The organism is Psychrobacter faecalis (assembly GCF_016107575.1).
Lineage (GTDB): Bacteria > Pseudomonadota > Gammaproteobacteria > Pseudomonadales > Moraxellaceae > Psychrobacter > Psychrobacter faecalis.
This window is the reverse complement of record NZ_JABAST010000002.1, coordinates 101,369-118,398: the sequence shown is the minus strand read 5'-3', so window position 1 is coordinate 118,398 and position 17,030 is coordinate 101,369. Positions and strand designations below refer to the sequence as shown.

Annotated in this window: 14 protein-coding genes; 12 read left to right on the top strand and 2 right to left on the bottom strand. The window is 43.9% G+C overall.

Annotated elements, in window-relative coordinates:
- Positions 1-135: 135 nt before the first annotated feature.
- The 4 genes from JFC07_RS01435 (at position 136) to JFC07_RS01420 (ending at position 5,980) form a co-directional block, all read left to right on the top strand.
- On the top strand, positions 136-1,323 hold the full coding sequence (locus JFC07_RS01435; protein WP_226928854.1) for a mechanosensitive ion channel family protein: 1,188 nt from the start codon (positions 136-138) through the stop codon (positions 1,321-1,323).
- A 204-nt stretch (positions 1,324-1,527) separates the two neighbouring features.
- Complete coding sequence (gene rlmKL, locus JFC07_RS01430; protein ID WP_198327911.1) at positions 1,528-3,825, top strand: bifunctional 23S rRNA (guanine(2069)-N(7))-methyltransferase RlmK/23S rRNA (guanine(2445)-N(2))-methyltransferase RlmL; 2,298 nt, start codon at positions 1,528-1,530, stop codon at positions 3,823-3,825.
- 238 nt (positions 3,826-4,063) lie between these two features.
- Positions 4,064-4,639 carry a TerD family protein gene (locus tag JFC07_RS01425; RefSeq protein WP_068408067.1) on the top strand — a complete coding sequence of 192 codons (576 nt, stop codon included), beginning with the start codon at positions 4,064-4,066 and terminating at the stop codon, positions 4,637-4,639.
- A gap of 279 nt (positions 4,640-4,918) precedes the next feature.
- Positions 4,919-5,980: a DUF475 domain-containing protein gene (locus JFC07_RS01420; RefSeq protein ID WP_198327910.1), complete on the top strand. Its 1,062-nt coding sequence runs from the start codon at positions 4,919-4,921 to the stop codon at positions 5,978-5,980.
- Positions 5,981-6,126: 146 nt separating this feature from the next.
- On the opposite strand, the gene JFC07_RS01415 is transcribed toward JFC07_RS01420, so the two are convergent.
- A complete protein-coding gene (locus tag JFC07_RS01415; RefSeq protein WP_198327909.1) occupies positions 6,127-6,786 on the bottom strand; it encodes a 7-cyano-7-deazaguanine/7-aminomethyl-7-deazaguanine transporter in 660 nt (219 codons plus the stop codon).
- 326 nt (positions 6,787-7,112) lie between these two features.
- Here JFC07_RS01415 and JFC07_RS01410 point away from each other — a divergent pair, with 326 nt between their 5' ends.
- The 3 genes from JFC07_RS01410 to JFC07_RS01400 all read left to right on the top strand — a co-directional run bounded on the left by JFC07_RS01410 (position 7,113) and on the right by JFC07_RS01400 (position 9,361).
- On the top strand, positions 7,113-7,688 hold the full coding sequence (locus JFC07_RS01410; RefSeq protein ID WP_068408073.1) for a TerD family protein: 576 nt from the start codon (positions 7,113-7,115) through the stop codon (positions 7,686-7,688).
- 184 nt (positions 7,689-7,872) lie between these two features.
- Positions 7,873-8,625, top strand: a complete 753-nt coding sequence (locus JFC07_RS01405; protein WP_198327908.1) for a TIGR00266 family protein — start codon at positions 7,873-7,875, stop codon at positions 8,623-8,625.
- A gap of 127 nt (positions 8,626-8,752) precedes the next feature.
- Positions 8,753-9,361, top strand: coding sequence for a TerD family protein (locus JFC07_RS01400; RefSeq protein WP_144297141.1), 609 nt, complete (start codon positions 8,753-8,755; stop codon positions 9,359-9,361).
- Between the two features lie 108 nt (positions 9,362-9,469).
- Here JFC07_RS01400 and JFC07_RS01395 read toward each other — a convergent pair whose 3' ends face one another.
- Positions 9,470-10,723 (bottom strand): TerD family protein, encoded by a 1,254-nt coding sequence (locus JFC07_RS01395; RefSeq protein WP_198327907.1) that lies wholly within the window; start codon positions 10,721-10,723, stop codon positions 9,470-9,472.
- Positions 10,724-11,023: 300 nt separating this feature from the next.
- On the opposite strand from JFC07_RS01395, the gene JFC07_RS01390 reads away from it, so the two are divergent.
- From JFC07_RS01390 to JFC07_RS01370, 5 genes are all read left to right on the top strand, one after another.
- Positions 11,024-12,184, top strand: coding sequence for an ATP-grasp domain-containing protein (locus tag JFC07_RS01390; RefSeq protein ID WP_198327906.1), 1,161 nt, complete (start codon positions 11,024-11,026; stop codon positions 12,182-12,184).
- Positions 12,185-12,227: 43 nt separating this feature from the next.
- Positions 12,228-13,508 (top strand): phosphoribosyltransferase domain-containing protein, encoded by a 1,281-nt coding sequence (locus JFC07_RS01385; RefSeq protein WP_198327905.1) that lies wholly within the window; start codon positions 12,228-12,230, stop codon positions 13,506-13,508.
- A 101-nt stretch (positions 13,509-13,609) separates the two neighbouring features.
- Positions 13,610-14,428 carry an HAD hydrolase family protein gene (locus JFC07_RS01380; RefSeq protein WP_198327904.1) on the top strand — a complete coding sequence of 273 codons (819 nt, stop codon included), beginning with the start codon at positions 13,610-13,612 and terminating at the stop codon, positions 14,426-14,428.
- Between the two features lie 91 nt (positions 14,429-14,519).
- Positions 14,520-15,674, top strand: a complete 1,155-nt coding sequence (locus JFC07_RS01375; protein WP_227678217.1) for a cysteine protease StiP domain-containing protein — start codon at positions 14,520-14,522, stop codon at positions 15,672-15,674.
- A gap of 131 nt (positions 15,675-15,805) precedes the next feature.
- Complete coding sequence (locus JFC07_RS01370; RefSeq protein ID WP_198327902.1) at positions 15,806-16,882, top strand: HpcH/HpaI aldolase/citrate lyase family protein; 1,077 nt, start codon at positions 15,806-15,808, stop codon at positions 16,880-16,882.
- Positions 16,883-17,030 lie beyond the last annotated feature (148 nt).

The following is a 17,030-nucleotide window of genomic DNA, read 5'->3' as shown; positions in this document are numbered from 1 at the left end:
CGGTTTACGCTGATTGTTCCTTAAAAATTTAGCGTTAAAACTTTATTATTAGATGATTTTATAGCTGAATTATCTTAGTATAAGCTCTTTTTACGATTCATTTGATGTAGACCCAAACTTTGCATGGATAAAACAATGGCAATCGCTGGTATTACTGACTTCTTTCAAGAGATTGTTCGCGACCTACATACCAGCCTATATATTGCTATCGGCGGCTCCATCGAAGAAGACTCACTCGACTGGACTTCTAAATCAGTAGAACTGGTGAGCACGGCCATCAAAATCCTAATACTGCTGGCGGTATTGGGATTTTTTTATTGGCTTGCCATCTATCTTATCAAGAAAAGCAAAAGCCGCATTGGGCTCAATGAACGCCGCTCTAAAATCGCCCGCTCGGTATTACGCTATATTTGGATAGTCAGCAGTTTAATCGCTATTATGAGTCAGCTAAGCTTTGAACCAGATACGGTCAAAGCCACGGCTAAAGCCAGTACGTGGGCGGGAATTTACTATGTGTTATGGGCGTCATCTGGACAAATTATACATAAGGTTTTACAGCATTATGGTCTAAACGCCTCTATTGAGCAGCTGCTTAAAAATATTTTATCGGTGCTATTATTGGTATTCGGGCTTGCCAGCGTTATGGCACAATTTGGCTTTGATATCGTATCTTTGGTAGCAGGTCTGGGGATTGCCGGTATTGCCGTGGGTTTTGCCGCCCAATCGACGCTTGCTAACTTTATCGCCGGCATTACCATTTTACTTGAGCAGTCCTTTCAAGTCGGTGACTGGGTCAATATCAATGACAATGAAGGGCGGGTTGTGGTCATCGCGTTACGCACGACCCATATTTTAACCCGTGATAACATCACCGTCATCATCCCCAACTCCAATGTCGCCTCATCAGTAGTCACCAATTTAACTTCAAAAAACTTTATCCGTTTTGATATCCGTATGCGCATTGCTTTTGAAGATGATGTCGACAAGGCGCGCGAGGTTATTTTACAAGTATTGTCTGATAGTGAAGTAGTGCTAAAACGCCCTGAAACCTCAGCGACGGTAGACGAGATTGGCGAATATGGGGTATTTTTTGTCATCCGTTTTTGGGTCAAGCCTGCCGCCGTTGCGCGTATGCCAAAAATTAAAGAAGCCTTGACGGAAAATATCAAACGGGCGTTCGATGAGGCAAATATCTCAACCCCCTACCCGCATATGCGCCTGCTAATGCCAAAAAACGTTGATTCTCCTATCGACACCAAACCCTTTGCAACCACGACCAAACTGATTACTGAAGACAACTCATTAAAAAAAGATGCTGAATAACGGCTCGATAATCTCAAAACCCAGTAAGTCATCATTTTTTCAACGTAGCTTTTAAACACTGCACCATAAACACTGCCACTTTAAACTATCAACTTCGTAATTATGGTAAAATTGCCAGTTAAACCTCATAATTTTAAGCCTTAAGATTTTAAACATCAGGGTTTTGAGGTGCATTATTTATCAATTTAGCCCACAGGTAACCGTATGACCGAAACTACCACGCCCAACTCCTTATCAACCGCTGCAGCCGAGTTGTCGCTTGACCTTATTATTACTTGTGCCGATGGGCTTGAAGCACCGCTACAAATTGAGCTAAGCAGCTTTGGCATTGCAAGTGAGATGAAAAGTACAGGACGCTTAGCGGTCACTGGTAGCTTGCGCGACCTTTATACCATTTGTTTATGGTCACGGGTAGCGTCGCGGGTCTTGATGCTGATTAAACGTAAAAATATCAATACCGAATACGATGTGGCAGAACAGCTGTATGGCTTGGCAAAATCGGTCAATTGGACCGAGCAATTTAGCTTAGAGCAGACGTTTGCCATTCGTCTGTCTGTCGATAAGCGCGTTGCCGTCAGTCAACAATTCGCCATGCTGCGTATCAAAGATGCGATTGCCGATACTTTTAATGAAGTGTATGACAGCCGTCCTAATGTCGATAGTAAAAATCCCGATTTCTCAGTATTTGCGACAGTCAATGACAAGCAAGCTGAGCTATATTTAGATTTATCAGGCACCAGTTTGCACCGCCGTGGCTACCGTGTGGCTATGACTGAAGCACCGCTAAAAGAAAACTTAGCGGCGGCGCTACTTTATAGCGCAGGTTGGCATAAAAAGAATGATGCCGGTAATGCACCTTTTTATAACGCCCTAATCGACCCGATGTGCGGTTCAGGTACCTTTATCATTGAAGCGCTACTCATGCACTGCGATTATGCTGTCGGTATCGATAAAGCGGCCAATCAATTTGGCTTTTATCAATGGCAACATCATGATGAAGCGCTATGGCAACAAATGATTGACGATGCGCAAACGCGTTTTCGTGAAGCTTTAGAGATTATCAACGAACAACCTGATACCTTGCCGCTCATTCTGGGCTTCGATGCCGATAGTGGGGCAATTCTCGCGACAGAAAAGAACTTGATTGCCGCAGGTTTGCAGGATTTATTGCCGCTACTTGACCTTGAAACCCGCGCCCTTAATCAGCTCAGCCACGTTTTAAAGCCATTAGCCGATGATGGCCGCTTAAGCAATCCTCTGGTCATTACCAACCCACCTTACGGTGAGCGCTTGGGCGATGAAGAGATGATTAAGCCATTATATCAAGCGCTTGGGCTTATCTTACAAGACAGCTTTGCGGGTAGTGGCGTCAATCCGATGCTTGGTATCTTGGCAGCCAATGTCGAACAGGTTGATATCTTGCCCATTAAAGAGCCAAAAACTTTGCGCTGCCATAATGGGGCAATCACGGTTTATTTCCGCTACGGTACCTTAATTGCTGGGCAAACAGGTAGCCTTATTAGTCGCTTTGAGAAGCGCGAGATTGCCGTGGAAGAAGGCCAAGACTTTATTAACCGGTTGCAAAAAAATCTGGGCAAACTTAAAAGACTCGCTAGCAAAGACACTGTCAGCAATATTCGCGTCTACGATGCTGACTTGCCTGACTTTAAAGTGGCGATTGATTTGTATGGCGATTATGTGCACGTGCAAGAATACGCGCCACCAAAAACCATTCCGGTAGAGACCGCGAAAAAACGTTTTAATTTGGCCTTGATGGGCATTCGCGAAGTGCTCAATATTAACCGCGAACAAGTTTTTATCAAAACTCGGGCACGCCAATCGGGCAATGACCAATATAGCAAGCAAGGCAGTAGCGAAAAACGCGGTAAATTTTATGTTGCGCGCGAAAATGGCGCCTATCTGTACGTCAACTTTACCGATTACCTCGATACAGGCTTGTTTATTGACCACCGCAATATGCGCGCCCGTATCAAAGACAACAGCCGCGGCAAATCGGTGCTGAACTTATTTGCTTATACTTGCACGGCGAGCGTCCACGCAGCACTGGCTGGCGCGAAAAAAGTCACCAGCGTTGACTTGTCGCAAAACTATCTTGATTGGGGCAAGCAAAACTTTGCTTTAAATGGTTTAAATGTCAGCAGCAATAAATATCAATTTGTCGCCGCTGATATTTTTGAGTGGATTAAGGGTAATACGGAACAATTTGATATTATCTTTATCGACCCACCAACTTTTTCAAATTCAAAAAAGTTCCAAGGTACTTTTGATGTCCAGCGTGACCATGCTGCTCTTATCAACCGCGCGATGAACCGCTTAACCTCTGACGGTGTGTTATATTTCTCAAACAATTTCACCCGCTTTGAGCTCGATGAGCAGTTAACCGAACGCTACGACATTATCGATATCACGCCACAAACGATAGGCTTTGATTTTAATATCAAAAAGCCGATTCATCAAAGTTTTGAGATTCGCCATCGTTAGAGCTGCTTGGTTAAATATAAAAGCAGCATTTAAGCCCAGTCTTTTCCAGTCAGTCTTAGCGTACACATAACTATGACCCAATCAGCTTTGATTGGGTCATTTTTTGTTGCTATGATAGAACGTTACTAGCAACCGTTAAGCGACAGATTTTTAACCGCTTTAATCCCACTTTTGCTAGCGTTTTGATTTATATACAAAATATCAAACCCTTAATCACTCTAATAACAAGGATAATCTCATGGCTTTATCATTAAATAAAGGCGGTAATTTATCGCTCACCAAAACTGACCCAAATTTAACCAAGCTACTTATCGGTCTTGGTTGGGATGAGCGCGCAACCTCTGGCGCTGAGTTCGACCTTGATGCCAGCGTGTTTTTGCTAAATACCGCTGGTAAAGTACGCGGCGATCATGACTTTATTTTTTACAACCAGCTAAAATCTGACAATGGCGCAATCGAACATACCGGCGATAACCGCACGGGCGAAGGCGACGGCGATGATGAAGTCGTCAAAGTAAACCTGACCCAAGTGCCTGCTGATGTCGATAAAATCGTCGTTACGGTCACGATTCATGATGCTGCTGCTCGTAGCCAAAACTTTGGTCAAGTCGCCAATGCTTTTATCCGTGTGGTCAATGAAGAAACAGGCACAGAAGTGGTACGTTTTGACTTAGCAGAAGATTACTCTGTTGAAACGGCAATGGTGTTTGGCGAAGTTTATCGTCATAACGGTGAGTGGAAATTCCGCGCCGTTGGTCAAGGCTATTCAGGCGGCTTACAAGCCATGTGTCATCAGTATGGCGTCAATATCTAACTCGATATTAACCTCTGCCAACAACTTAGCCCATACTAAAAACAATGCCTAGACATAAACACCGCCGAAACTTAGAGCAATATGGCAGCGCTATCCCTTGCCATTCTGCCAGTAAAATATGGTTGCAAAATAGTCACAATTATTCCTAGCTAAAAGACTGGTAATGCTTTAAGTTTCGTTTAAAATTAGGCAAAAAAGTGGTTAGCAATAACCACTTTTTTTGTGGTTTGTGTTTATAATAGACCGACTTTAGCTTTATGCAACCAGACAGGATATGTCATGAGACATTTTTATTTAGACTTTATCTTCACCATTATTGCCCTAGCAGTCGCGGCATGGTGGGGATATTCACACGGCGGTATAGGCGGTATGATAACCACCTTATCTATTACCGCTATTTTGGCCGTCATGGAAATCTCATTATCATTCGATAATGCGGTGGTCAACGCCTCAGTCCTCAAAGGCTGGGACGAGTTTTGGAAAAAGATATTTTTAACCGTTGGTATTTTAGTTGCTGTCTTTGGGATGCGCTTGGTATTCCCAATCGTTATCGTAGCAGTGACGGCTGACCTTGGGGTTATGCAAGTGGTCGATTTGGCCTTAAACGATCCTAAAGAATACTCAGCCAGACTATTGGCGCACCATGCTGAAATCTCAGCCTTTGGTGGTATCTTCTTATTACTCGTGTTCTTAAACTTTATCTTTGATGATAAAGAAGTACATTGGTTTGATTGGCTTGAGAGCCGCTTGGTCAAACTGGGTAAAGTCGATGCCATGAGCGTGTTTGTCGCCCTTATCGTGTTGATGATTGCGGTATCATTTGCCAACCCTGAGCAGTCAGCCGCGGTCCTAATCGCTGGCGTTTGGGGTATCTTGGTATATCTTGGCGTCCAAGTGGTCTCGGGTATGCTAGAAGGCGACCTTGAAGAAGACTTAGAAAACGCTGAAGCTGGCTCAGGTGCAGCAGCAACTAGCGCGATTATGAAAGGTGGTATTATCGGCTTTTTATACCTAGAAGTCCTTGATGCCTCATTCAGCTTCGACGGCGTGATTGGCGCCTTTGCGATTACCAATGACGTTATCGTGATTATGCTCGGTCTAGCAATCGGTGCGATGTTCGTGCGTTCGATGACTATTTTCTTAGTTGATAAAGGCACGCTTGATGAGTTTGTCTATCTCGAACATGGCGCGCATTATGCCATCGGCGCTCTAGCCATCATTATGCTATTGTCGGTGAAATTCCATGTACCAGAGATTATCACTGGTCTGATTGGTATTGCCTTTATTGGTTGGGCGTTTGTCGCGTCACTCAATTATCGTAAACGCCAAGCGCTTGAATAACGCAATAATTGTCGACGTAATACTTAGACTTATTCAGATTGTTAAATCACAGGTCATCATCATTATTGGTTATGACCTGTTTTTTTATAGGGGCTATGAAGAATAGAATTGCGAGCAGGGATTAGCTTAGGCTATTGATTTTCGCTCTACTTATCAGCGAGCATCTTTTGCAATTTTGCCAATATCACGCCATATAAAGGTAAAAAGATAAGCACACCCATGACTATCTTAAACAGATAATCCATCGCGCCAATCTCAACCCAGTGCGTTGCCATAAAAGCATCTGGACTTTTATAAAAAGCGATGGCAAAAAAGCAGAAGCTATCGACCAGATTACCAATAAACGTCGATGCTAGAGGCGCAATCCACCACGTTTTAAGCTGACGTAAATTATTAAAAACTTTAATATCTAACAGCTGTCCAATGACGTAAGCACTAAAGCTGGCGAGGACAATGCGAAAGACAAATAAATTAAAATCGAGCAGATGTTCATGACCGACGAACTGTCCATCAGCAAATACGACCGAAAAATAGTAAGAAATGGCGAGCGCTGGCAGCATGGCAAAGAAAATAATGCGTCTAGCGAGATGTTGACCAAAGATACGTACGGTCAAATCTGTAATCAAAAATATAAAAGGAAAAGTGACCGCCCCCCATGTCGTAATAAAGCCAAATAGCCCGACCGGTATTTGCACTAAATAATTACTAATGGCGATGATAAAGATATGCAGGCTGACAAGCCAGAACAACGCACGGCTATAACGAATGGATGAAGCGGGATTGGTCGAAATGATACAGGTATTCATAAAGGAGGCCTTTTTTTGAGTCAGGGTGGAGGGAACCTGAGCGCGCTATTATAAATGATAATAAGATAAATAGCTAAAATAGGTCAGACATGCTCGTAACATCCTCTTATATAAGCAAAAATATAACTGTCAGATAGGCACACAAAATACACCTTGCTTAGTAAGCAAACGCTTAGTATAGTAAAACGTAATGATAGGCAGGTTATGGCGTACAGGTCGATTTACTGACCTTTTGCGCTGAAATACTTACGCGTAAATAGCATGACTGCCCTATTTTTATTTTATAAAATCAAATCCACTTAATTATTAATCCAAAGGATATTTATATGGCTATTAGCTTAACAAAAGGCGGCAACGTAAACTTATCAAAAGAAGCCCCAGGCTTAACCAACATTACCGTTGGTCTTGGCTGGGATCCACGCGCTACTGATGGTCAAGAATTTGACTTAGACGCCATTGCCTTTTTGGTAAACGAAGCAGGCAAAGTGCGTAATGACCAAGATTTTATTTTCTTTAACAATCTAAAGTCGGACAATGGCGCGGTTGAGCACACAGGTGACAACCGTACGGGCGAAGGCGACGGTGATGATGAAAAAATCAAAATCAATCTTGCTAGTATTCCAGCAGATGTGAGTAAAGTCGCTATCTGCGCCATCATTTATGAAGGTCAAGCGCGTAACCAAAACTTTGGCCAAGTTGGCGACGCTTATATCCGTGTAGTCAATGATAATGGTCAAGCCGAAATCGCCCGTTATGACCTATCAGAAGATGGTAGCACTGAGACAGCGATGATTTTTGGTGAGTTATACCGTCATAACGGCGACTGGAAATTCCGCGCTGTTGGTCAAGGCTTTAGTGGTGGTCTAGGCCCATTAGCCTCTTCTTATGGCGTCAACGTTTAACGCTCTATAAGATATTTGTAAGACTACTATCGCAATCGACTATTTGATTGCAATAATCAATAAGCCATCAGGTGTGCCTGTCTAAAGCATTTGATGGCTTTAAATGTAATTGGTAGGCTTAAATTACAGATGCTCATTTTTTATAAAAAAACATTCAAGATATTAGAATAAGGATTTACACCCCATGGCAGCGACGTTTAGCTTAATCGGCACCATTGAACCTTTTTTGCATTGTAACTTAAAAAAAGGCGATTCGATTTATTGTGAAGCCAATGCCATGGTGATGATGGAGTCGAACCTTGAGCTTAAAGGTAAGCTACAGGGCGGTCTTATGCAATCACTGATGCGCCGCTTTGCCAACGATGAATCCTTATTTCAACAGCAGATTGAAGCGGTCAATGGTGAAGGTGATTGTCTGCTAGCCCCGACGCTTGATGGCGATATGCAAATCATCGATTGCGGTGCGCAGCAATACACCTTGAGCGATGGCGCGTTCGTTGCCGCACAAACGGGCATCGACATCAGAGCCAATATCCAGCGTAACCTCGGCGGTGCGGTCTTTGGTGATACCGGCGGCTTTATGGTGATGCAAACCCAAGGTAAAGGTCAAGTTGTCGTTTCTGGTTTTGGTTCGCTATTTGAGATTGATGTGACGCCTGATAAAGACGTCATCATTGATAATGGCCATGTGGTCTGTTGGGATTCAAACCTTGATTATAAGCTGTCAGTCTCGACCAGTAAGAAAAAAGGCATCATGAGCAATATTATCAATTCGGTCACCAGTGGTGAAGGCATGGTTTTAAACTTCTCAGGAACGGGCAAAGTTATCATCTGCTCACGTAATCGTGACAGCTATCAAGGCTGGTTACAAAGCATCTTAGGTACGAGCTCAGGCGGTCGCGGTGGCAGCGGTGGTTTTTTAGATAATATTTTATAATTGAAGTTGCATTCTATCATTAAAGTCATCGCCAAGATTGAAGCTCTAAAGCAGTGCAGAAATGAAGAACTAAAAACAAACACTAAAAATTCATTAATCCCCTCACAATTATTATAAGGATTTTACCATGGCAGTTAGTTTACAAAAGGGTCAAAAAATCTCCCTCAGCAAAGAAGCTGGCGGTGAGCTTACGCAAGTAAAATTGGGTTTAGGCTGGGACGTCTTTCAAGGACCACAAGAGAAAAAAGGCGGCTTCTTAGGCAAGTTATTTGGCGGCGGTACGGGCGGCGACTCGATCGATTTAGACGCTTCATGCATTATGTTTGATGCCAATAAACAAGCGGTCGATGCGATTTGGTTCAGTCAGCTAAAATCAAAAGATGGCAGCATCGTCCATACTGGCGACAACCGCACAGGTGACGGCGACGGCGACGACGAAGTCATTAACGTTGATTTATCAAAAGTGCCAGCGAACGTAGTATCGTTAGTATTTACCGTTAATAGCTTTACTGGTCAGACCTTTGAAACGGTAGAAAACGCTTTTTGCCGTATCGTCAATGCCAATAACAATCAGGAAGTTGCCCGCTACAATTTATCAGCGCAAGGTGGACACACCGCAATGATTATGGCAAAAGTCTATCGTCATAATAACGAGTGGAAAATGCATGCCATTGGCGAAACTGCTTCTGGTCGTACTTTCCATGACTTGATGCCTGCTATCACGCCGCATGCGTAAATAGGTTAAGCAATCTTAATTAAGAGTTTTAGTAATCTATAAGCAATCAGCCCGTCTATATAAATAGACGGGCTGTTTTTTTAAATTATACTTTATTATCAAAAAGCCTTATTTACTACCACGCTTCCAGCTGAAGCCCCAATTAAAGGCTTTGTCCATTTCTTGATGACCTTTAAAGTATTGATTGATCCGCTCAACATTAATACTGCCATTTTGATTGACCAGACGCGCAATCGCACACATGGGCAAGTTACCTGTGCCTTCTGTCAAACGAGTTTCAATCGGCGGCTGATCTGGCACATGAATGGTCACAACGCCATCGGTTTGCGCCCAATTTGGTACGCCTTCGTAAATAAAAGCAAAGATAAAGACTTCTTCAATCTGCGACCACTGTTGCCCGTTGATATCGAGCCACTCACCGCCACTGACTTGTCCGGTTCTATCATCGGCACGGAGCAACACATAAGGCGCTGATTGTAAATTACCAAAGCGATTGCCCAAGGCCTGAATCAGCGTTTTTTCACCATTTTTCAGATGAATCATCGCTCCGACATCAAGGTCAATACCACTAGCTTTATGCTGTTTGAACAGATCACCAAGCAAGCCTTTTTTAGGCGCTCGTGTACTATTATCTGGACGTTGATTCCAGTTGAGGTTGACAGAGATTTTACCAAAATCATCGCGTTTCTTTAGATTGATGCTAGTTTGGTTCTTGGTTAAGGTGATTTTACTGAGATTGATTGACGGATTTTGAGCAGCGCTAGGAATTGGCGGCGGCGTAGTTGTTTGCGGCGCACTACCCGCTTTTTGCGTGTTGATTGGCTTCTGCGTATTGATTGGTTGAGCTTGAGCTGGCGCTTCATCAGCAATCTCTACACCGAAATGTTCAGATAAGGGCTTTAGACCACCTTCAAAACCTTGGGCGATAAAACGGAACTTCCAGCTACCTTGGCGACGGTAGCATTCTGCAAGGATAATGGCTTTTTCATTACGTCCAGCAGCACTTAACTGACAAGTCATCAGCACTTGGCTGCCTTGCAAGACTTGAACATCCACATCGCCGACTTGCGCCAGTGTTTGCGCACTAGAAAACGCAAGGGCTATCTTGTCGATACTCGCTGGCTGCGCAGGTAAATTAATATCAAAAAATCCATCGCTATCATGTCCACGGAAGCTTACACTGCCATCATCGCTACGCGTCTGCCCATAAAATATCATGTCGCCATCGCCGCGTACTTTACCGTCAGTCGTCAGGCGATAAGCGGCGCAATCGATGGCGCTTTGGCTTAAAATACGGATGCTAATGTTATCGGTTGGCAGCGGCGCATTGGCACCAGCAATCAGTTTTTGAGGTTGACTCATCATTTATCCTTTAGGTTATTTATTATTTGTTGATATGGATGCTGTTGACTATCGCACTATAGTAGCATGGATAACAGCTGATTTTTACAGCGCACGCCCGTTCAACAAAGCGTTAACCAGCCGGCAAAAACATTTTTACAAATCCTTAATGCTATTTTGTTAGCAGCATTTATAACGCTTAGCATTTGTATATAATAGCCTCTATTTTAGGTAATATGATAACGCGCTGAACGACTGACCCTCTTCAAGACTCAATTCTAGTTGTTGCACTCTATAAATTTTAATAACGCTGAGAGAATTATGAAATCCCCTGCTAACCAAAGCCCTCACACAACGTCTACTACGCCATCTGCCGTTTGGTTAGCGGAAGGTCAGTCAAGCCAGCGTGATATGCTCGCCAGCCTACAAGCATTAAAAGCCCAATCTGAGACGCCATTTAACATTATTGCTTCACACCGTCATAATAGACCTGAGATTTTTGAATTTGCCGATAGCGTATATATTGAGCCGTCTGCAAGTGCCACAGATAGCGATGAGCAAGCAGAGCTTGAGTCTGCTGAGCCAGTAATGCCGCGTTGGCAGTTTGTCTTAGAGCAAGCCAAAAATAATAACGTTAAAGTGCTACTCACGGGGCGCAATGGCATTGATTATGAAGCGCAGCGGGAAGCATTTGACGCGGCGGGTATTCGTTTATTGACTGGCGCGACAAGTGTGGCGGCGTTAGAAGCGATAGATGATAAGTTTGCCTTTATGCAGCAGTGTCATGAGCATGATATTCCCGTCGCCGAAGCGTGGCGCTTTGATAATGTCGCAGAGCTTGAATCACTCCTTGCTAGGCACGGTCATCAGCCTTTATGCGTCAAACCGGTCACTGGTATTTTCGCTCAAGGGTTTTGGCGACTTGATACCGACAAGGAAGCTGACGCACGATACGATAGCTTTGAACATTTGTACTTTACCGAAGAGAAAAAAATCAATACCACGCAGTTTATCAATGCTTATGCCAACAGCCTAATGGTGCACGAGCGCCCAATTCCTATGTTGCTGATGCCTTATTTGTCAGGGCAAGAATACTCTATCGATGTCGTCTGTGAATACGGCGAAGTATTGGCAGCTGTTACCCGCTATAAAACGGGTAAAATCCAGCATATCGGCTACGAGCAAGCGGTCATGGATGTGGTTACTCCACTGATTAAAGCGTTTGGCTGTGATGGTATCGTCAGCGTACAAACCAAGGCCGACGATGACAGGCAGCACCGCGTACTTGAGATTAATAGTCGCCCCTCTGGGGGTATCGGTTACACCACCCATAGCGGGCTCGATTTAACCCAAGTTGGGTTTGGCTATTGGCTTGGTTTAACCGATAAACCGAAGCTTGTGGATATTGCACAGCAAATCATTCCCTGCCAAGTACGCTCAATTATGGTTAGCGTAAAGATTGAAGAAGATGCTACTGAGTAAGTAAAAATAACGATTAACAAATTGCAAGACCGAAGGAAAATAAATGCCAAATAAGCAACACAGTACGACCATCACCCTACCACGCGGCACTCTTGATTTAACTTATCAAACCAATTTTAGCGGTGACAGTAAAAACTACGAGCTAGAAGACTTGCTTGGATTTGCGCAGCGCATTAACCCTAAACGCGCATTTTTGTTTGTCTCAAAAGTCTTAGGTCGCCATATTCCAGTCACGCCTAGCACCATGCGTCATGCTTTTACTGATTTGGCAAACCTAGTACCAGATGATTTGCCTGAACCCATTTTGGTTATTGGTATGGCCGAAACTGCCGTTGGCTTATCTGCGGGCGTACATCAAGCGCTACAAACGCGTTACCCCAATGCGCTACTGTTAAATTCTACGCGTCATGCGCAACATGATGGCAATCATGACAAAAGCAGCCACTCTTTATTGACCACGTTTAGCGAAGACCACAGTCACGCCAGCCAGCATCTGATTTATCAAAGTGCAGATAAAGTAACGCAAGCGCAGCTACTAGCGAGCAAAACCTTGATTATGGTTGATGATGAAGCGTCAACGGGCAATACTTGCGTCAATGTCGTCACCGCCCTTCGTAACGCAGGACTGACCGAATTAGAACAAGTGCATCTAACGACATTGGTAGATTGGTCCTTAAGTCAGAACCAATCTGATTCTGCCGAAGACACGATTGCCATTCGATTGCCAAATATTGACTTTCATCGTCATCACTTGTTATCTGGTGCATGGCAATGGACCGATGCGCCCAATCCTGAGCCGATTACCATGCCGTCTGTCGATACCACTGAGGCTGGCAACCATACGCTAGGTGAAACTGGCAATTGGGGACGCTTTCCAACGCTAGATAGTACCGATGGTTTTGATAATTACCTTTTGCAGTTTCAAACTGCTTTTAACGTTTTTAATCAGCAAGCCCAATTTGAGAAAGAACAGCTTGAGAAACGACAACTTGATAAAAAGCAGTTGCCCAAGCGGATTTTAGTATTGGGCAGTAATGAGTTTGTTTGGTTGCCGTTTTTATTAGCGGAATGGCTTGAGACACAAGCTCAAAACGCTACGGTTAAGTTTAGCGCCTTAACCCGCTCACCGATTGCCCTTGGTGGCGCGATTACCACGATGCTCAGTTTTAGCGATAACTATGGGCTTGGTATGACGAACTTTACTTATAATGTTGAGCCTAGCGATTGGGACTTGATTGTCTTGTGCGTGGAAACATCGGCGGATAGCGTCGATGATATATGGAAAGATTTGGATAATGTGCTGGTGGTGAGTCCGACACTTTAAGCTATTTTATAAAAGCTAGCTTACAAAGGCTGTCCTATTAAAACTATCCTTTAAACCCTACTTTACTTTTCACATTTACGCACGCTTTTATGGCAAATACTATGACTAGCCCATTTTTTCAAGCCAATCCCGATATTATCAAACCCTACGCGCTGATGGATTTGGACGATACACTTTTTCAAACCCAACGTAAAATCGATGCGTGGGATTTACCTACTGCTGAAGCCAAAAACTTAGTTTGCGCGACTATTAACAAGCAAGGCAAGCCACTAAGCTTTATGAGTCAGCGTCAAGCCGCATTCTTTAATTGGCTGCTTACTAGTACTGAGCTGATAGTGGTCACTGCACGCGATCGCAGTGAAATTAAACGCGTTAAGCTGCCTTTTGACAGTTGGCAAGTCTTAACCCACGGTGCGATTATTCTTGCTAGAGACGGCACGCTACAAGCTCAGTGGCAACAGCGTATGCATAGTCAGCTTGCACCACTACAGGATAAATTGCAGCAGCTTAGCCAATTATTTGCCAATCACAGTAAAAATGACAATAGCCAGCTGTTATTTACACCACATATCGATCACTTTAATAATGGTTCTGCTAATGAAAAATTGACTATTTACCTGGCTATTAAGCATGCGCAAAAGGACCATCAAGCGTTAGTAGAGCTCGCTAAAAAGTTGCCAACGTTAATACGTGACTTTGAGCAAGATTTTTATGTGCATGTGAATGCGAATAATCTGGCGATATTGCCGCACGCGGTTCATAAACGTCATGCGGTACAGTTTTTATTAGTCCAGCATTTAGACCATCAGCGTCCAAGTTTTGGTTTTGGTGATAGCTTGGCCGATTTGCCATTTTTGCAACTACTTGACTGGTATGGCATGCCCAATCATGGTCAGCTACATGCGCGCTTTAGCTCGTAATAGTTTTTAAATAATAACAATAGTAGTAGTAGTAGAACTCATTTTTTTAAGTAGAAACCATCTTATGACCCATCCTATAACGAACCCTAATATGCGAAAAATGCAGGAATATGGCTCAGGCAGCTATCTTGCCAGCGATGTGACTGTGCTGCTTGATATCGTTGATAAAGACGCCGTTGCCGATGTACCTGTGAGCCAGAAAGAAGCGCTCATCCAAAGTGGACAGCGCCATTATTCTGATATGTTGACACTAGAGCATACGCCGACTGCCATGCATGAGCAATTGTATCAGCAGGCATTAGCGCAAGGTACCACGAGAACCGCAACTGATATTGCTAACTTGGCTTATACGCTACATCATATTTTTTGGCAAACGGTAAGTACTGAACGTCCATTAATATTAGTCAGCTTGGTACGCGCAGGTTTACCCATTGGCGTATTGTTGCAGCGTGCATTAGTAGCTGATAGCAGCTATGCGTTGCCAAGTGTGCATTATGGTATCAGTATCATTCGCGATCGCGGCCTTGATCCAGTCGCGCTGCAGATGATATTGGATGCTCATCCAAACAGTGCCATCGTATTTGTCGACGGCTGGACGGGCAAAGGAGCGATTTATCAAGAGCTATCTCGTAGCTTAGATATCTTTAGCAACCCTAATCATCCAAATTTTGCCAATATTTTCCATCAGGGTGAGAATGTTATTCCTCTATTAACCCTTGCTGACCCCGCAAGCGTTGCTTGGTTAGCGGCAAGCGAGGAAGATTGGCTGATTCCATCGGGGTTATTGAACAGTACCGTATCTGGGCTGATATCACGCAGTTTATATACCGAGCCGCAATCGGGGCTACATCGTAGCGTTTTTTATGATAACTTGGTTGCGGTAGACCATAGCCTAGCCTTTGTTGATCATATTGATAGCACGCGGCTTGCATTGTCTACGTCTCCACAATACTTGCAAACGTTCAAGCAACCACGCTATCAGACTGCGGATTTAATTGATACGTTGGCAATTGATTATGACATTGACAATCGTAATCGTATTAAGCCGACCATTGCAGAGGCGACACGGGCGATATTACGCCGTGATCCTGAGCGCATCTTGCTGGCCACCGCCGATCACCCAGATACCGTATTATTGCGCCATTTATGTAGCGAGCGCGATATCAATATCACGGTATTAGGTGCTAAAATACTCCCCTATCAAGCGATTACGCTGATCAAGCAGCGGTCAACAAACCGTCCATGATTTATTAATGTATTGATGTATTACGAAAGAAATGCATCAATCCTGCATCAGCAGCGCTGTTTTTATCATACGTCCTTACGCTATGATTTTTTGCTATAACCATTCATTTATCACTATTTACGATGCCAACTATGTCCGATATACCGCACAACGAGTCCAACCTTTATAACAACAATCAGTCTTATGCCCACCTAATTACCGAGCGTCATGCGATGCTCAAACCGCTTACCCATCATCCGTATCAATTGGGTGCTAGCCTTTATATGCCTGCAACGCGGCAAGATATTTGGCAAGTCATTACACGCGACAAATTGCCGACGATTAACAGTATTATTATCTGCTTAGAAGATGCGGTCAGCCATAGCGATGTTGAGTTGGCGCTCATACGTCTACAAACGCTGCTACATACGTGGGCGGCGCATGTCGATAGCATTAATGACCCAACAAAAAAAAATGGCATTCAATCAAAAGCGCACACCAATCAACCAACCAGACCACTAGTCTTTATTCGTCCGCGTCATCCGGCGATGCTAGAGCAGCTGGCAGATTTTGCGCATATTGATTTGGTCGACGGTTTTGTCATGCCAAAAGTCGATATGTATAGTTTGTCTAATTGGCGTATGGCGTCTCAGAATTTAAGCACTGAGCAGCTATTGATGCCGACGCTTGAGACAGCAGCGCTCTTTAACCCGCATCACAATCAAGAATTGGCGATTGGCTTTAAAGAAGCCTTCAGTCAACCCGTTTTTGCCCTGCGTATCGGTGGTAACGACTTATTTGCCGCACTGCGTTTACGCCGTCCTAAAAATAGCATCGTTTATGATACCCCGATTGGTACGCTCGCCTATCAGCTGCTTGGCTGCTTTGTACCGCATGGTTTTTATCTTACCGCGCCAGTATTTGAATACTTAGAGCAGCCAACGCTGTTTATGAAAGAGCTGATGCGTGATGTGAACTTAGGACTGGTCGGCAAAACGGTCATTCACCCAAGCCAGATTGCGTTGGTACAGCAGGCGTATTGCGTGCCGCTGAGCACCTTGGATGAAGCGCAGGCAATCTTGCATAGCGAGGCAAAGGCGGTCTTTAAATATAACGATACCATGCTTGAGCCTGCCACGCACCGTGCATGGGCCACCGAAATCGTCAATCGCGCTGAGGTCTTTGGCACCCTTGATGATATTAATAGCGACTATACGACCCGCTTATAAATAAAGACGTTAGCCTGACTGCTTTATAGTATTTTTTAAAACTGCCGCTTTAACGTTAATCTGCTAAATGGTTTCAATAAAAAAGCCGTTATCCTATTTAAGTTAACGGCTTTTTTTCGTATAAATACTTTATTAATTGCTATGTCTG